Source organism: Verrucosispora sp. NA02020, assembly GCF_013364215.1.
Lineage (GTDB): Bacteria > Actinomycetota > Actinomycetes > Mycobacteriales > Micromonosporaceae > Micromonospora.
In genome coordinates this window covers 6,975,997-6,992,061 of the sequence record NZ_CP054923.1, presented here as the reverse complement: position 1 = coordinate 6,992,061, position 16,065 = coordinate 6,975,997, and the positions used below count along the sequence as shown (strand labels likewise).

The window sequence follows — 16,065 nt, the reverse complement described above, 5'->3', positions numbered from 1 at the left end:
TCGGTGGCACGCGGTTCGGTGGCGGGTACGGATCAGCGGGTCAGCACTTTCCCGAGAGCGCCGGCGATGTCGTGCATGTCGGGTTCGGTGCCGAGGAACGTGCTGTGGTGGGTCTGCACGCTGTGCGCGGCGAGCCACTCGGTCTTGGGGTACGCGCGGTCGCGGTGGATCGCGGTGAACCGCTCGGCCAGCGGCGCGAGCAGCGGCTTGGTCCAGGGCTGGAGCAGCGGGCTGCGGTGCAGCGGCTCGTCGGTGACATAGAAGCGCTTGCCCAGCTCGGCGGTGAGCGCGGTGGCCACGTCGGCGTTGCTCATCCCGGCGGGCAGCTCGTCGACGACGATGGTGCCCTCATAGATGGAGATCCGGGTCTGCGCCGGTGCGGGTTGCAGCAGGCGTACCCCGTCGAGGTCGGCCACCAGTTCGGTGAGCAGCGCGTAGTTGCGGTTCCGGACGGTGTGCTGCTCATCCAGGATGGCGAGTTGGGCGCAGGCCACGGCGGCGGAGAACTCGCTCAGGCAGAAGTTCGCGCCCTGGATCCCGGCGCTCTCCTCCAGGTCCAGCTCACCCGGGGCCGGGCGCCCGTCGCGGTAGCGGCGGGAGTCGGCCCGCAACTCCTGCAACACCGGCGCCAGGGTGTCGTCGTCGGTGACCACGGCACCGCCCTCACCGCAGGTGAGCACCTTGCCGTGCTGGAAGCTGAAGCAGCCGATCCGGCCCAGGGAGCCGGCCTGACGGCCCTGCCAGGTGGCGCCGTGCGCCTGGGCGCAGTCCTCCACGATGGAGATGTTCCGGGGCGCGGTGACCGCGTCCAGTGCCGGGATGTCGGCCATGTTCGAGGCCCAGTGCACGGCCACCACGGCGCGCGGGTCCACCGACAGGTCGAGGTCGTCCGGCCCGACGCAACCGGTGTCGGCGTCCACGTCGACCAGCACCGGCACCAGCCCGGCGCGCAGCGCGGCGGTGGCCGAGGCGGTCCAGGTCAGGGCCGGGACGAGGACGGTGTCGCCGAAGTCGAGGCCGAGGGATTCGAGGGCCACCACCAGCGCGCTCGACCCGTGGTCGACGGGTACGCAGTGGCGGGTGCCGACGTAGCGGGCGAAGTCGGCGGCGAACCGGCGCTCGAACAGAGGGGTGTCGCCGCAGGTCGGGCTGCTGATCGCCCACCGGCCTCCGTGCAGCACGGCGGCGAGGTTGCGCTCGGCGTCCGGGGCGGGGACCGGCCAGCGGGGCCACGGCCGGTCCGGCGGTCGGAACGGTCGGCCACCGTCTACGGCGAGCCGCCGGTCGGTACGGATGGAGGTCGTCATGCCGTCGACACTGCTGCCGGTCGATACATCCTCCGTACACGTCGGATACCGGCGGACGTCGATGCCGTGTATCGGCGTTGTATCGGCCTGGCCGACCCTCGGGACATGAGCCGATCCCCGCAGTCATTCCGCAGCGAGCCGACCGCACCACCCGGCGTCGAGCGCGGTGTCTCGGTGGTCATCCCGGTAAAGGACCGGGTGCCCGAGATGCGCCGGCAACTCCGCAGCCTGCAACAGGCGGCCCGGAACTGCCCGGAGCCGGTGGAGGTGGTGGTGGTCGACGACTCCGCACCGGCGGCCGCAGCCGCCCACCGGGCCGCCTGCGCCCAGTACGGCGCCCGATACGTACGCGGCCCCCGGCACGTCGGGGCCAAACGCAACCTGGGCGTCCGGCACGCCCGCCACGACCTGCTGCTGTTCACCGACTCCGACTGCCGGGTGCCGGAGGACCTGATCACCCGGTATGCCGCCCGGCTGCGCGCCAGCGGTGAGGAGGTCGCCGGCGTCACCGGGCCGGTCCTGGTGGAACCCGGCGAGGGTGCCTTCTTCCGGGTGATGAGCCGCTCCTACCTGCTGCTCGGTGACCTGACCCGGCCGCTGCACCACGAGCGGGTGTCCTGGGGCGCCGGGGCGAACACCGCCGTGAAACGCGTCGCGTTCGACGCCGTCGGCGGCTTCCCGGAGGACTCCCCGATGCCGATCGGCGGCGAGGACCTGCACCTCGGCCTGCTGCTGACCGACGCCGGGTACGCGCTGCTCGCCGAGCCCGAGGCGGTCGTCACCCACGACACGTCGGTCGCCGAGACCGTCGGCGCCGTGGCGTACCGGTTCACCACGTACGGGCGATCCGAACAGTGGCTCTGCCTGGCCCACCCGCACCGCCGCCGGTTCGTCCTGAACACCGTCAGCGCGCTCGCCGTGACCGCCGCCGCCGGGCTGGCCACGGCACGGCGTACCGGCGGACGGAGCCTGCTCGCGGTGCCGGCCGTCGCGGCGGCGCTGGTGGCTGCGAAGACACCCGGTCGGCTCGGCGACGACCGTGGCCCGCGCGCCCTCGCCGAGTCGGTGGCCTGCGTCGCGATCGAGACCCTCTTCGACGGCGCCGCCTTCGTCACCGCACTCCGGATGCGCCGCCCCGACCTGCTCTTCACCGGATTCCGCGCCCCGGACGAGGCCGACTACCAACCGGTCGCCCCGTCGCGGGCGGAACCGGTCGCGGCGTGAGAGGAGCCGGCGTGCCGACCACCCTGCCGCTGGCCCCGAGCCAGCAGATGATGTGGGAGTTCATGACCGCCCTCGACCCGGCCCACCCGGGTGCCGCCCGACTGGTGGTGGTGGAGTTCCGTCGACTCTCCGGTCGGCTCGACGTCGACGCGTTCGGGCAGGCCGTGCAGGACGTCGTCGACCGGCACGACGCGCTGCGGATGCGGTTCGTCCGGATCGGCGTCCAGCCGGAGATCGAGATCCTGCCCCGGGTCCGGTCACCCCTGGTCCAGGTGGACCTCACCGGCCAGTCGCCCGCCGCCCAGCAGGCCCGGATCGAGCAGATCGCCTACGAGCACCGCACGGTCGCGTACGACCCGACCGAAGCGCCCCTGTGGCGGGCCGCGTTGATCCGGCTCTCCGCGACCGAACACGTTCTCGCGCTCTGCTTCTTCCACATGGTCTCCGACGGCTGGTCGTGCCGGCTGTTCGTGGAGGACCTCTGTCACGCGTACGCGGCCCGACTGGGCGCGGTCCGCCCGCAACCGCCGCTCGGCGTCGACTTCGCCGGGCTCGCCGCGATCCAGGAGACGGAACTGGCCGGTGGCGGGGTCGACGCCGCCACCCGGGCCGCCCACTGGCGGGATCGGCTGCGGCCGGTGTCGCCGTACCAACTCTTCCCGGCCACCCCGCCGGCCCCCGACGCCGACCTGAGCGCCGAGGTGGCCACCCGCTTCGCGATCCCACCCGAGGTGGCCGCCCGCCTGCGCCCGGCCGCCCGACGAGCCCGGACCAGCCCGTACGTCCTGCTGCTCGCCGCCTACCTGGTGATGCTGTCGCGGCGTGCCGGTCGGGAGCGGATCGTGCTCGGCACCACCACGCTCGGCCGGGAGAGCCCGCTGTCGCAGCGCCTGATCGGCCAGTTCACCAACAACGTGTACGTGCCGGTGGAGATCGCACCGGACGCACCACTCGGTGCGGTGGTCCGTGCCGCGCACGCCTCGCTGACCGAGGCGATCGCCCACGTGGCACCGTTGCACCGGGTGGCCGAGGCGGTGCACCCCGACTTCGTCCGGCAGCGCCCCTGGACGGACAGTCACCTCTTCGACGCCTGGTTCCAGTCGGCGGCCTCCGCCTCACCGGTGCTGCACTGCCCCGGGCTGCGGGTCGAACCGCTCGACATCACGGCGCGTCCCGCTCCCGGCACACCCGCGCCGGTGGTCGCCGCCGACGTACCCGCCGACTGCCTGCCGGTCTGGTTGAAGCGGGGGTCGCCGATCGTGGTGGTGGACGACGACCGGGCCGGCGGGGTCTTCATCCGCAACCGCAGCTTCTTCGACGACGACCTGGTCCACGGGCTGATCGACGACTACCTGGCGGTCGTCGCCGCCCTCGTCGACGACCCGGACCGCTGCCCGGCGCAACTCCGGCTCCCTGACGGCGCGTGCTTCTTCGATCACGCGGCGGGGTAGAAGGAGCGGGGAGAGGCGGGGACCAGGATCCAGGCCGACTCGGGAGAGGTACGACGACCATGACGGACACCTCGACGCACCAGCCCGCCGATCGGGTGACACCACCGGTGCCGCGAAGCGCCGTCCGGGCCCGCTACTCGGTGGTGCTGCTCTTCGTCATCATGGGCCTGGCCATCGGCGGATGGTCCTCCCGGGTGCCGGACGTCCGCGACGCGGTCGGCCTCGGCAACACCGGCTGGGGACTGGCGAACATCGCCACCAACGCCGGTGAGCTGATCTCGCTCGTAGTGGTCGCGGTGCTGATCAGCCGGATCAACACCCGCCGCCTGGCGCTGGCCGGTGCCGCCCTGATCCTGGTCAACGCGCCGCTGCTGGCCGCCTCGACAACGGTGGTGGCGTTGGCGGGCGGTCTGGCGGTCTGGGGATTCGCCGCCAACCTGCTGGCCACGCCGATGAACGCGCAGTCGGTCGAGGTGCAGAAGCAGTACGGCCGCCCGATCCTGTCCACGTTCCACGCCGGGTTCAGCATCGGCATGCTCGCCGGTGGACTCAGCGGCACCGGTGCCGCCGCGATCGGCCTCTCCCCGTCGGTGCAGATGGCGATCACCAGTGCCCTGCTCGGCGTGCTGCTGATCGGCACCCAGCGGTGGCTGCCCGACACACCCCGCCAGGAGACCAAGGAGGGTGAGGCGCGCCGCCGGCTGCGCGACCGGTTCACGCCCCAGCTCCTGCTGCTCGCCGCGATCGCTTTCCTGGCGTCCTTCGTGGAGATGGCGGGCGCCCAGTGGAGCGCCCTGTACGCCACCGAGGTCGCCGCCGCCGGGGCGGTGCTGGCCGCCGCGACGTACACCTGTCTCTCGCTGGCCGCCGCCGGTGCCCGACTGGTCGGCGACTCGCTCGCCGGGCGCTTCGGCCGGATCCGTTTCGTCCGGCTCTCCGCCCTGGTCGCCGCCGCCGGGCTGGCGCTGCCACTGGCCGTCCCGCACCCCGCCGCGGTGATGGCCGGGTTCGGCCTGCTCGGCTTCGGTCTCGCCTGCGTCACGCCGACGGTGCTCGGCTTCGCCGGTGAGCAGCCCGGCCTGACGTCCGGTGAGGGGGTCTCGGTGGTGGCGATGGGCCAGTGGCCCGGCGCGCTGCTGGCCGCGCCCGTCATCGGTCTGCTCGCCGGTGCGCTCGACCTGCGGCTGGCCTTCGTGGTGGTGCTGGTGCTCGTGCTGGCCGTGATCGTCCTGGTGGGCCGGGTCCGGGCCACCGCGCTGCCCGGCGAGGGCGCCACCGGGTGAACCGTCGGTCAGCGCCGCCGGATGACCGACGGGCGGTGGCGGCCGAGGTGCGGCGGTCAGCCCCCCCGGGCCACCGGACCGATGAGCTGGCCTTCGGTGCCGGTCATGCTGAGCATCACCCACTGCACCTTGCCCTTGGTGATCAGGCCGACCATCTCCGGATGCAGTTGGGTGAACCAGCCCTGCACGCTGACCAGACCGAGGGCGGTGGCGGCGGTCGCCGCCTCGGCCTCGGTGAGTCGCTGGAGCACCACGATGTCGCTGCGGACCAGCACCTCCACGTCCCAACCGGCCAGGTCGTCGCGGACCACGAGGGTGGCCCGCCAGGGCGCGCTGAGGTTGGTGTCCGGGCCGGTGACCGGACCGGTGTCGATCACCACGAGCTGCGGTTCGGTCGGGGTGGCGGGCACCGGCGGAGCCACTCCCGGAGGAAGGAACGAGGCGATCTCCCGGCCGATCACGCAGCGCCGCAGGAAGGCGTCCCACTCCTGTTCGCGTGCGGTCTGGATGAACAGCCGGGCACCGAGCGCGAGGGCCCGGAAGGCGAGCAGCTCGGCGGCGCGTACCCCGCCGGTCAGCATCAGCCGGGTCGGCTCGGCCCGGAACACCCGCAGCCCCACCGGCTCCTGCTGCCGGTTGCGCCCGACCACCAGCCCGCCGCCCCCGGCGACCAGGTGCAGGCCCGCGACGGCGGCCTCGTCGGTGACGTGCAGCCCCATCCGGCTGCCGGGAAAGGCGACGCCGTTCACCTGAGGAAGCCTCCGAGCGGCAGGGTGGCGGCCACGCCGTACGCGTGCTCGCCGTCGAGTCGTTGCAGGCGACCCCCGTGACCACGGACCGCCTCCTCCAGTGCGCGGTCGGCGGCGGCGAGTGCGTCGGCATCGGCCCCGATCAGCCGGAAGCCCACCTCCACCACGGTGCCGGCGGCACCGGCGCCAGTGGCGTCCCGGGCCACCGCGATGGACACCACACCGGCCACCGCGGGCAGCCCGCGCAGCAGCGGATCGACCTCCCACGACCGACGCGGCCAGTCGAGCAGCCGGTGGCAGCTCTGCGGGACACCCTGCGCCGACCAGTGCCGCCAGCCCTCCCGGGCCAGCGGCCGGTCACCGCCGGTCGGCCCGTCGGTGAGATGGGTCAGCCCGGCGACGGCGGCCAGCACCTCGTCCCGGTTGAGCAGCCGCGCGGCCACCCGGTCCTGGCGCAACTGCCGTCGGGTGCGGCGGATCGCCGCGGTGAGGGCCGGGCGCAGGTCACGGTCGGCGTGGAAGTCGGCGGTACGCGGTGCCTGGAGCACCACCCACGCCTGCCGGCTCGCCGGCACCTCCCCGCCGGTCAGCTCGCGGTACGCCCGGTCCACCGCTGCGGAACGGGCCCGAGGCGCCGGGGTGACCTGGATCAACACCTGCACCGCCACGGCCGGAGTGTCCGGGTCGGCCGCCGGCAACAGCGACACCGGCGACGGCAGGGCCTGCGGCGCACCCATCAGCAGGGCGCCCTCGGTCGGGTCGACCTCCAGCACGGCACTCAGGCCGCCCCGATGGGTCAACAGCACGGCCGGCTGGTCGTCGATCTCGACCTGGTCGAGTTCGACGCTGCCCTCCAGATTGGTCAGCAGTTGCCAGGCCGCGTCCATGCCGGTCGCGGTGAGCTGCCGACGTCTGCCCCGGTAGCCCCACCAGACGGCCAGCCACTGATAGAGCCACCGGCCCCGGTGCCGCAGCACGGTCGGCGAGAGCAGCAGCACCACACCGGTGGCCACCGCGACGGTCACCGGCAGACCGTGCGCGCTCGCGGCCAGCACCCCGGCCGCACCCGCCTGCCAGGCCACGAGCTGGGCGACGTGGATCCCGCCGACCCGCAACGGGCGCCGGTGCGGGCGTACCACCGGGACCGCTGCCGCGTCGGGTGCGGTCGCCGCGTCGTCGAGGCCCGCCGGTCGGGCCACCGCGTCCGGCTGGGCGGTGGGCGTCGACGTCGCCGCCACCGGCGGCCCGGCTGCCGGAGCGGCCGTGGCCGACGCGGCGGCCTGGCTGATGTACGCGGTCCCGACGGTCGCCCGCCCCTGAGTACGCTGAGCGGCCCACTCCTGCCCCGGCCCGGCACCGCCGAGCGTCGGTGCCGGCGCGGCGGCCTGCTGCGGTGGTGCCGTGCGCTGCTGTGGCGGTGCCGTGGCCCCCGGGTGTTGCTGCCAACCCGGTTCGCCCGGCCGTGCCGCACCCGGATGCGTCACCGCACGCCCCTCCCTGACCGGCCCGGCATGGTCAGCGTCCGATCGCGGCCTGGACGTCGGCGACCGTCACGGTACGCAACTCGTCGAGGCTGGGTCGCTGACCGGACTGGCGCAGTCGCTGTGCCTGAGCCTTGCGTACGCCCTCGAACAGCTTGCGCGCCTCCCGGGCGTTGCCGAAGTTCTCGTCGCGTTCGATCGTCCCGAAGTGATCCCGGAGCACCTCGGACACTCCGTCGTCCAGGAGGTACTCGTCGCCGTCGGCCATCCGCTCCACGATCACGACCAACTGCTCCGGCGAGTAGTTGCCGAACTCGATCGTCCGCGCGAACCGGGAGGCCAGACCGGCGTTGGCGTCGAGGAACGTCACCATGTCGCCGGTGTAGCCGGCGGCGATCACCGCGATCTCGTCCCGGTGGTCCTCCATCAGCTTGACCAGCGTGTCGATGGCCTCCTGGCCGAAGTCGCCGCCGCTGCCGAACGAGCGGGAGAGGGTGTACGCCTCGTCGATGAAGAGCACGCCGCCGCGCGCCTGCTCGAACACCGCAGCGGTCTTCTCGGCGGTGTGGCCGAGATATTGTCCGACCAGGTCGCGGCGGGACACCTCACGGAACGAGCCGCCGGGCAGGGCACCCAGCGCGGCGAGCAACTCGCCGTAGATGCGCGCCACCGTGGTCTTACCGGTGCCCGGCGCACCGGCGAAGATCAGGTGATGGCTCACCGCACCGACCGGCAGCCCGGCGCTGCGTCGCCACTCGTTGACCTGGATCTCGTCGATCAGGGCACGGACCTCGTCCTTCACCGACTCCAGGCCCACCATCGCCTCCAGGTCGGCGAGCAGCCTCTCCACCCGGGCGGTGTCCTGCGGCGTGGTGGCGCGGGCGGCTGCCGCACCGAAGGCCGCCTGCCGGTTCACCCGACCCTCCACGATGGTCGGGGAGGCTCCCTCGGCGATCTCGAACGCCGGTTCGGCGGTGTTCTCGGTGGTGCACTCGGTGACCGAACCCTGGCAGCCCCGGCCGAAGGAGACCGCCGGACCACGGGTGTCCCGGATCCGGCAGCGGCGCAGCACCGGCGCGCTCTGGTGCACCACGGCGATCCCGGCCTGACCGGTCTGCGAGATCTCGCACGCCTCGATGGTGGGCTTGCCGTACTGGTAGATGTAGATGCCCCGGTTGCCGCACCGGGCCACGGTGGTGGTGCGGATCGTCGGCGCGGCGCCGATCCGCACGATGATGCCGTCCTCGGCGAGGTCGGTGAACTCGCAACCCTCGACGCTGCCCTCGGAGTCCTCCACCACCAGGCCGTAGCGTCCCCCGGTGACCCGGCAGCGGGCCAGGTTGAACTCCGAGCGACCGGCGATCTGGACGGCGGCGCCGAAGCCGGCGCTCAGCTCGCAACCGGTCAGCGTCAGCTTCGCCCGGTCCGCCACCACGACCGGTGCGTCACCGGCCTTGAGCACGAGGTCACGCAGCTCCAGGCGCCCGGAGTTGCAGGAGACCGTCGGGTACGTCCCGGAGGAGGCGTCGATGGTTACCGTGCCCGGCCCCTCGGCGGCGACCACGGTGGCGCCACGGTCGTTGACGAACAGCGCCTCGTAGTACGTGCCGGGGCTCACCGCCACGACGGTGTCGTCGCCCGCTGCCGCCAGCGCCTCACCTATGGACGGGTAGGCGCCGGCTTGGTCGGTCGAGACGAGAAGGGTGCGCGTCATGGCTCCGGGGCTTCGTGCGGCGAGCATGCGGGGGGTCGGACCGACGATATCCCAGCCGTACTACGCCGTGTGAGCCTGTCGCGTCCGGGATACGGCGGCCCGACGGGCGAGAGTCGGGCCGCGTCGGGACTTCGTACTGGTTAGGCTCGTCGGGCGAGTTCAGGCCGCACCGGGCCGGATCGCTGTCGACGCCGGGAGGACGGATGACGCAGCCGCGGATGCTGCCGCTGGCGGCGGGTGCGCTGCTGGCCGACGGCACCGTCTACACCCACACCTCGGTACGCGGGGACGTGCCGCCGGACCTGCACCCGGTGGTCCGGCGCTTCCTGCACGGGTTGTCGGTCGACCAGCGCGAACGCTTCGCCGGCTGGTGCGCCGAGGCGGTGCTGGTCTCCGACCGCCTGTACGCGGCCGAGCAGGGTGGACCACCGATCGAGGCGGCGCGGGCCCGGGCGCTGCTCTGGGGCGCGAAGGTGCGGGTGACCCGGGTACGCGAGGAGGGCGACCCGCGCCACGGCGAGGTCCAGCCGCCCTGCCGATCCTGCGCCGCGCTGCTCGACTGGTTCGGTATGGAGGCGTTGACGTGACCGGACGGTTCCCACCCCTGGTGGCCGAGGCCCTCGCCGAGGCGGGTTGGTCGCCCGACGGCCGCGACGACGACCGGGGCCGCGAGTGGGGGCTGCGGATCGCCGCCCAGGCCAGCCCCGGCGGCCGTCAGCACGTGATGACCGCTGCGGCCATCGGCGCGTACGCCGAGTTCGGCGGGCTGCGGGTGATCCCGCGGGGCGACGGCGAGCAGATCGCGCCGAGCGACTTCCACCTGGACCCGTTCCTGGTGGGGCAGTCGGTGGAGACGCTCGCCGAACTGGCCGAGGCGATCGGCGCGCCGTTGAGCCCGCTCGGCGAGGAGAGCGGCGGCACCGGCATCCTCGCCGTCGACGCCCAGGGTCGGGTGTTCGTGCTGGACCACACCGGGGACTGGTTCCTCGGGGCGGACCTGGACGAAGCGATCACCGGTCTGGTGCTCGGCCGGCAGCCGCAGCGGGTGAACCGGGACGGCGGCTGGTGACCGACCGGCACCCCGCCGTCGACCGACAGCCCGCCACCGACTGGCAGCCCACCACCACGACCGAGCGGGCGATGCTGGCCGCCGCCGAGGCCGACGACAGGGCGGCCTTCCTCACCGCACTCGCCGAGGGTCCACTGCTGCTGCCGGTGTCGCCGTCGGCGGCGGCCGGTCTGGAACCGGTGGCGTGGCCCACCGGCACCCACGACGGGATCACCCACGTGCTCGCCTACACCTCGGCGGGAGCCATCGCCGCCGGCCTGCCCGGCCGGTCGGTCGGCTACCACGTGCTCGGGCTCGCCGACCTCGCCGTCGACTGGCCCGACGACACGTGGATGCTGGCCGTCGACGCCGGGCTGCCGATCGGGCTGCGGCTGACCGCCGAGGAACTGCGGTCGGTCGCCGCACCGGTGGTCGAGGCGGAACGGCCGCTGCGCGAGGCGATCCGCCGGCAGGACCCGAACGCGCTGATGTCGGCGTTGTTCCGGGCCGAGCTGGTGTTACCGCTGCGCCCGGACGGCCCGGCCACCCGGGACCTCTCCGACCCGGAGTTCCCCTGGTGGAGCCTGCCCGACGAGCAGGGCCGGACGAGCCTGCCGGTGTTCACGTCGGAGACCCGGATGCGGCAGGCGTTCGGTGACCACGACCTGGTGGTGATCAGCAGCCTCCAGCTCACCGACCACTGGCCGGACCTCTCCTGGCAGTTGCTCCTCAATCCGGACACCGCGCTGGCGGCGGCGTTGCCCGGTGAGGCGTTGCTGAAGCTGCGCGAGTGGGTCGGCGAACTGCGTGAGGTGATCACCGAGGCGGCCGAGGAGGAGCAGCGTCGCCGCGAGACGGCCGCGTACGCGGAGCCGTCGCGGCGGGGCGTACCGGTGCCGCGTACGGCCCCGGAAAGCGAGGTCGACGGGGGACCGGACCCGGACGTACCGCTGCTGTTGCAACTGGTCATCCCGCACCGGTACCTACCGTCCTACCTCGACGACGGATACGACCGGGCGGCCGGGCTGGTGCACGCCTGGCACGGCCCGGGCCGCGACACCCCGGCACGGCTCTACCGCCGCCTCGGGCTGCTCGGCGAGGGCTCGCCCTTCGAGGAGGCCGACGAGTGGGTGGCGGTGTTGCGCTGGCCGCCGGGTGAGACCACGCCGCCGGAGTGGGGCGAGGGCGGGCCACGCATGGAGTCGCTCGTCGTGCCGGACGGCACCGCCCTGCACTGCCTGCACCAGGACGGTCGGGACGAGCTGTTGGCCCGCTACGACGCGACCGCGCGGCGCTGGTCCCCGGCCTGATCAGGACCGGCGACGGGCGAACCAGGCGCGGGCCGGCGGGCTGCACACCAGGGCGAGCGAGACGCCCGCGAGGCCGCCCACCACCAGTGGGGTGACCATCGTCGGCTGGAAGGTCAGCTTGCCCTGTGTCAGCAGCGTGACGATGACGACGACGAAGATCCCGAACGTGAAGCCGGCCGGCACGGTCAGCCCGGCCGCACCGTCACCCTGCCAGGCCATCATCATCCCGAGCGAGGCGAGGAACACCACCAGCAGGGCGAGCGCGAGGACGGCGCCACCGATGCCGACCACCAGCAGCCGACCGATCCCGGTGCCCTCCGTGCGCAGCATGGCCAGGAAGAAAGCGATCCCGGCGACCAGCCAGACGACGACCGCAGGTGCCATCATCAGCACCGCGAGCGTGACCACGGGCGGGCGTGACGCCGCCGTCCGTTCGGGGCCGGGCAGGCCGGGCGGCTCACCCTGGGCGCCGTGGGACGTCGCAGCCACCGACCCGGCCACCGTCGGCGCCGGGCCGAGGATCGGGGAAGGGGCCGGCGCCGGGTACGGGCCGGACACCGGCGGGGGGCCGGGAGGCGGGTACGGAGATCCACCGGTGGGCGGCGACGTCACGGGTTCCTCCTCGGGACGCATCGGTCAGCCCGGCGGCCGACGCCAGACCGCGTCTGCGGGCTGATCGAGCCCCTCCTGCGCGTCCGAAGGCGTTTCGTCGTCTGCTGGTGAATTGTCGTCGGCCGACTCGACCTGGTAACGGCGGGCCCGGCCACGCCTCAGCATGACGATGCCCACTATCCCGCCGACAATGAGCAGGAACACGGCAATGATCACTGCCCAGACGAAGATCAGGATGTCGTCCTCGCGCTCACGGGGGTTGGCCTGCCACGGCTCCAGGCCCCCTGCGCCCGGCGCGGTCGTGGCCGAGCCGGTGCCGCGGCCGTCCGGCTCGCCGGTCAGTGCCTGCCGGATGTCGAGGACTCCCCAACCGTAGTGCAGGTCGTGGCCGGGCTCGCCCTCGTCGCGGGTGGTCGCCAGCAGGCGCCGGAACATGTCGTACCCGTTCAGGTCCGGATACTCCGCCTTGATCAGAGCCAGCGCACCGGAGACGACCGCGGCACTGCCGCTGGTGCCGATCGCGGTGACGTACTTGTCACCCGGTGCCGCGCTGACGAGATCCTCGCCTGGCGCGGCGATGTCGACCTCTTCGGCCGGCAACGCCGCCTCCTTGCTGATCACACCGTTGCGGTCGGTGCCGTTCACTGCCACGGCGCTCTGATGCCGGGCGGGATAACCGATGACGCCGTCCTTGCGGTTGCCCACGCCAGCGACCACCATCACGTTCCGCTGGTACGCCCGTTCGACCGCTCGGTTCAGTTCCTCGTTGAAGCTGGCGCTCAGCGAGACGTTGACGATGTCCGCGCCGTTGTCGACCGCCCAGTTGATCCCGGCAGCTACCGCCGTCGGCTGGATCAGTGGACTCCGTTCGCTGCTGACGGTCACCGGAAGGATCTTGGCTTTAGGGGCGATCCCGAGCACTCCGTCTCGGTTGCCCGGACCGTGCCCGTGACCGGCGATCAACGACGCCACCCCGGTGCCGTGTCCCTGCCGATCGACACCGCCCTTGCTGTCGTCGTCGTAGAGGTCGACGCCGGGCAGGACGTTGTCCTTCAGGTCCTGATGGCGGGCGTCCACCCCGGTGTCGACCACCGCGACCACGACACCCTCACCCTGGGTGATCTTGTGCATCTCCGGAAGCTCCAGCGCCTTGAGATGCCAGGAGTCGTCCCGGGTCGAATCGGCCAGGGCGGGCACTGCCGGAAGGGCGAGAGTCGCCAGCACACTCATGGCGGCGAGTGCCAGGGCCGGTGCCGGTCGGGTGCGGACACGCATGTCCGTCAACCTCCTCTGTGGGCTCTGGCCGGACGGCCGAGGGACGTTTGGTCATCCGCATGGTACGGGCCGGTGACCCCGCCTGGGGTGACCGGCCCGCCCACGTCATCCCTGGCCGAGGGCCTTGCCCTGCTCTCGGGGCCGCTGCTCCGCCGGCGCCTCGACCACGCCGACGGCGGACGACTCGGTGACCCAGAGTTCGTCGTCGCCCTCGCCGTACTCCCAGGTCTCCTGCTCCCCGCCGCGCGCCTGACCGGTCCGCGGCTTGGGCACCGAGCCTCCAACGCGGCGTCCGCCGAGCGAGGGGGCCGGACCGGTCGTCGGTGCCGGACGCGCGGCACCGGTGCGACCGGTCAGGCCGGGCCGGGCACCGGTGCCCGGAGTGGACTTGCCGGACGGCGTGGCCGGGGGAGTGGCGCCCCGGCCGCCCGGAGCGGCACCCGCCTTGGGCGGGGTTCCCGGTGTGGTGCCGCGCTGTCCACCGAGGCTCGGTGGCGGCGAGGCGGCCGGACGCCCGGGGGCGGCGCCGCGCTGACCGGGACGGGCCGTGGATCCCGGCAGCTTCGGGCTGGACGCCGGTGGGGTGGGTGAGCCGGTCGGCCGCAGCCCGCCCGGTCGGCCCGGACGTGCGCCCGGCGCCCCCGGTGCACCGGTGTTGCCCGGCAGGGTCGGACGGTTCGGTGCGGGCCCGCGCTTGCCGCCCGGAGGCGCCCCGGCGCCGTTACCCGCTCCACCAGCTCCAGGAAGCGTGGGACGGTTCGGCGCCGGCCCTCGGCTGCCCGGCGTGGTGGGTCCGCCGGCGCCCGGCAGCGAGGTGCGGGGAGCGTTCGGTCGACCGCCCGAGCCCGGTTGGTGCAGGCCCGGGTTGGCCGGACGAAGTCCGGGACCCGTCACCGGCGGCGGGGCCGGGCCGGGTGCGACGGGCGTGTTCGGCGTGTTCACCGGCGGTGGTGCGGCCAGCGGCGGACCGGCCGGAGCGACCGGAGCGGTGGTGCCGGCGAGGCTGACGCCGTCCGGCGTGCCCGGCGGCGGAGCGGCGGGTGCGGCGGGCCGATCGCCCGTGTCCGGCCGGTTCGGCATGTCCGGCCGGTTCGGGCGCGAGCCGTTGAGCGAGGGCGCGCCCGGGGCGCCGCCCGGCCGGCCCGGTGCACCGGGCCGAGGTGCCGATCCATAGTTGATGACGGCGTCGGTCGGTCCCTTGAACTTGCCGCCCCGGGAGATGTTGGTGATGTACACGTCGATGTAGAGGTCGGCCAGCGGCTTGGCGATGTTCTTGGCTCGCTGGTGAAACTCCGTCTGGACCTCTTCGTAGGACTTGTGCTTGTCGCCGAAGATGTCGCTGAAGGTGACCTTGGCCTTGTCCTCATCGTAGATCCGCTGCTGGTTGCGCTGCTCGGCCTGATATTCCTGCCAGAGAGCCAGCATGTCCTGTTGAGTGGTCTTGATCTTGCTGGCGAGCTGCTCCAGACCGGTGGCGTTGTTGCTCGCCACGGTCTTCCACTCGTCCAGCGAGTGCAGCGTCGCGCCGACCCGGCCCATGAAGACGCGGGCGGCCGGCGACTGCCACTTGGCGTCGAGCGAGTCCGCGTGGCGCTGGAGGTTGTCCCGGGTCGACTGGAGCAGACTGGCGGCGCGTCGCCACATCTCGGCGAGCGCGGTCGTGCGTTCGTCGCTCTCCTTGCGGACGTACTCCCACATCTGCTCGATGTTCACCGAGTCCCAGGAGGTGGGTTCGTACGGCGTGGACTGGGCGGCCCGCTCGGCCGCGTAGTCGTCCGACACCCCGGAATACATGTGGTAGCTCGGCGGCTGCCAGCCGTAGTAGTCACTCATCCCCGCTCCTCCGCTTCGCTGACCGGCCGACCGTCACCGCAGGTTCGACTGGTCGATCGCGAGGTGATCCCCGTGCAGACGTTCGGCGTCTCCTGCGATCACGTACGCCCCCGGACCCTCACCGACCACCTCGCGCTGGGCCCACGCCGGAGTCTCCTCGCGCCGATCGCCGGTCGGGCAGGAGTCCATACCCTCGTAGGGGTTCATCGGCACGGGGTTGGCGGCCTCCTGAGGAACGGTCCCGGCCGGATCGTCGGCGTTGCCCTCCTGCCAGGCGCCGCTGAGCGTCTCCTGACCGTCGACCCCGTGGAACGCGTTGAGGACGTCGTCGTTGGTGGCCTGGGCGAGCGCGTCACCGGTCAGGTACTCAGCCGAGATCGAGATGGCGGCGGTGCTGAGCGCGACGAGTCCCTTCATCGCGTCGCCCATCAGGTGGGAGACCGCCATCCGGCTCTCGTCGTGGCGGCCCCGGAAGAACGCGGCCTCCTTCATCCCGCCGCCGCCGAACGGCGCCTGTACGGTGAGCATGGGTTGCAGGCCGCCCTCGAAACTGGGCCGGAAGTTCTCGTCCAACTCCTTCTGGATTGCCTGCGCAAAGTCCTTGAGCTGCTGGATGTCGACGTTGATCTCTTCGTCGACGAGCCACTCGTCGCCCATGTCCCTCCCCCGATCACTCACCTGGCACCGGCGCGGCCGGCCCACGCGCCCCGGCGAGGGTCCCGCCTTGTGCCGGAGTCGCAGCCTGTGGGTCGTCGACCACCGAGGCGGTCGCGCAGCC

The 16,065-nt window shown here is 73.0% G+C and carries 14 protein-coding genes; 6 read left to right on the top strand and 8 right to left on the bottom strand.

Going from position 1 to position 16,065, the window contains the following annotated elements:
* Positions 1 to 32: 32 nt before the first annotated feature.
* Entirely contained in the window at positions 33 to 1,307 is a 1,275-nt protein-coding gene (locus HUT12_RS31195; protein WP_131054474.1) for a DegT/DnrJ/EryC1/StrS family aminotransferase, read from the bottom strand.
* Positions 1,308 to 1,412: 105 nt separating this feature from the next.
* Here HUT12_RS31195 and HUT12_RS31190 point away from each other — a divergent pair, with 105 nt between their 5' ends.
* The 3 genes from HUT12_RS31190 to HUT12_RS31180 are packed head-to-tail and all read left to right on the top strand — an operon-like array spanning position 1,413 to position 5,265.
* On the top strand, positions 1,413 to 2,531 hold the full coding sequence (locus HUT12_RS31190; RefSeq protein ID WP_131054475.1) for a glycosyltransferase family 2 protein: 1,119 nt from the start codon (positions 1,413 to 1,415) through the stop codon (positions 2,529 to 2,531).
* Between the two features lie 11 nt (positions 2,532 to 2,542).
* Positions 2,543 to 3,982: a condensation domain-containing protein gene (locus HUT12_RS31185; RefSeq protein WP_176095515.1), complete on the top strand. Its 1,440-nt coding sequence runs from the start codon at positions 2,543 to 2,545 to the stop codon at positions 3,980 to 3,982.
* Positions 3,983 to 4,041: 59 nt separating this feature from the next.
* Positions 4,042 to 5,265, top strand: coding sequence for an MFS transporter (locus tag HUT12_RS31180; RefSeq protein ID WP_176095514.1), 1,224 nt, complete (start codon positions 4,042 to 4,044; stop codon positions 5,263 to 5,265).
* A 56-nt stretch (positions 5,266 to 5,321) separates the two neighbouring features.
* On the opposite strand, the gene HUT12_RS31175 is transcribed toward HUT12_RS31180, so the two are convergent.
* The 3 genes from HUT12_RS31175 to HUT12_RS31165 are packed head-to-tail and all read right to left on the bottom strand — an operon-like array spanning position 5,322 to position 9,209.
* Positions 5,322 to 6,014 carry a hypothetical protein gene (locus HUT12_RS31175; RefSeq protein ID WP_131054478.1) on the bottom strand — a complete coding sequence of 231 codons (693 nt, stop codon included), beginning with the start codon at positions 6,012 to 6,014 and terminating at the stop codon, positions 5,322 to 5,324.
* Positions 6,011 to 7,498 carry a type VII secretion protein EccE gene (gene eccE, locus HUT12_RS31170; RefSeq protein WP_176095513.1) on the bottom strand — a complete coding sequence of 496 codons (1,488 nt, stop codon included), beginning with the start codon at positions 7,496 to 7,498 and terminating at the stop codon, positions 6,011 to 6,013. The genes HUT12_RS31175 and eccE overlap by 4 nt, the downstream gene beginning before the upstream one ends.
* Positions 7,499 to 7,529: 31 nt before the next feature.
* A complete protein-coding gene (locus HUT12_RS31165; RefSeq protein ID WP_131055394.1) occupies positions 7,530 to 9,209 on the bottom strand; it encodes a right-handed parallel beta-helix repeat-containing protein in 1,680 nt (559 codons plus the stop codon).
* A 203-nt stretch (positions 9,210 to 9,412) separates the two neighbouring features.
* Between HUT12_RS31165 and HUT12_RS31160 the strand changes: the two genes are divergently transcribed.
* The 3 genes from HUT12_RS31160 to HUT12_RS31150 all read left to right on the top strand — a co-directional run bounded on the left by HUT12_RS31160 (position 9,413) and on the right by HUT12_RS31150 (position 11,567).
* On the top strand, positions 9,413 to 9,796 hold the full coding sequence (locus HUT12_RS31160; protein WP_131055396.1) for a YwqJ-related putative deaminase: 384 nt from the start codon (positions 9,413 to 9,415) through the stop codon (positions 9,794 to 9,796).
* Positions 9,793 to 10,278, top strand: a complete 486-nt coding sequence (locus tag HUT12_RS31155; protein WP_176095512.1) for an SUKH-3 domain-containing protein — start codon at positions 9,793 to 9,795, stop codon at positions 10,276 to 10,278. Before HUT12_RS31160 ends, HUT12_RS31155 begins: the two co-directional genes overlap by 4 nt.
* 71 nt (positions 10,279 to 10,349) lie before the next feature.
* On the top strand, positions 10,350 to 11,567 hold the full coding sequence (locus HUT12_RS31150) for an SseB family protein (protein ID WP_176096055.1): 1,218 nt from the start codon (positions 10,350 to 10,352) through the stop codon (positions 11,565 to 11,567).
* Here the strand turns inward: HUT12_RS31150 and HUT12_RS31145 are convergent, their stop codons facing one another.
* The 4 genes from HUT12_RS31145 to HUT12_RS31130 all read right to left on the bottom strand — a co-directional run bounded on the left by HUT12_RS31145 (position 11,568) and on the right by HUT12_RS31130 (position 15,944).
* Positions 11,568 to 12,056: a hypothetical protein gene (locus HUT12_RS31145; RefSeq protein WP_176095511.1), complete on the bottom strand. Its 489-nt coding sequence runs from the start codon at positions 12,054 to 12,056 to the stop codon at positions 11,568 to 11,570.
* Between the two features lie 147 nt (positions 12,057 to 12,203).
* Positions 12,204 to 13,454, bottom strand: coding sequence for a type VII secretion-associated serine protease mycosin (gene mycP, locus HUT12_RS31140; protein WP_176095510.1), 1,251 nt, complete (start codon positions 13,452 to 13,454; stop codon positions 12,204 to 12,206).
* Positions 13,455 to 13,559: 105 nt separating this feature from the next.
* A complete protein-coding gene (locus tag HUT12_RS31135; RefSeq protein ID WP_176095509.1) occupies positions 13,560 to 15,287 on the bottom strand; it encodes a WXG100 family type VII secretion target in 1,728 nt (575 codons plus the stop codon).
* Positions 15,288 to 15,320: 33 nt separating this feature from the next.
* Positions 15,321 to 15,944: a hypothetical protein gene (locus tag HUT12_RS31130; RefSeq protein ID WP_131055008.1), complete on the bottom strand. Its 624-nt coding sequence runs from the start codon at positions 15,942 to 15,944 to the stop codon at positions 15,321 to 15,323.
* Positions 15,945 to 16,065 lie beyond the last annotated feature (121 nt).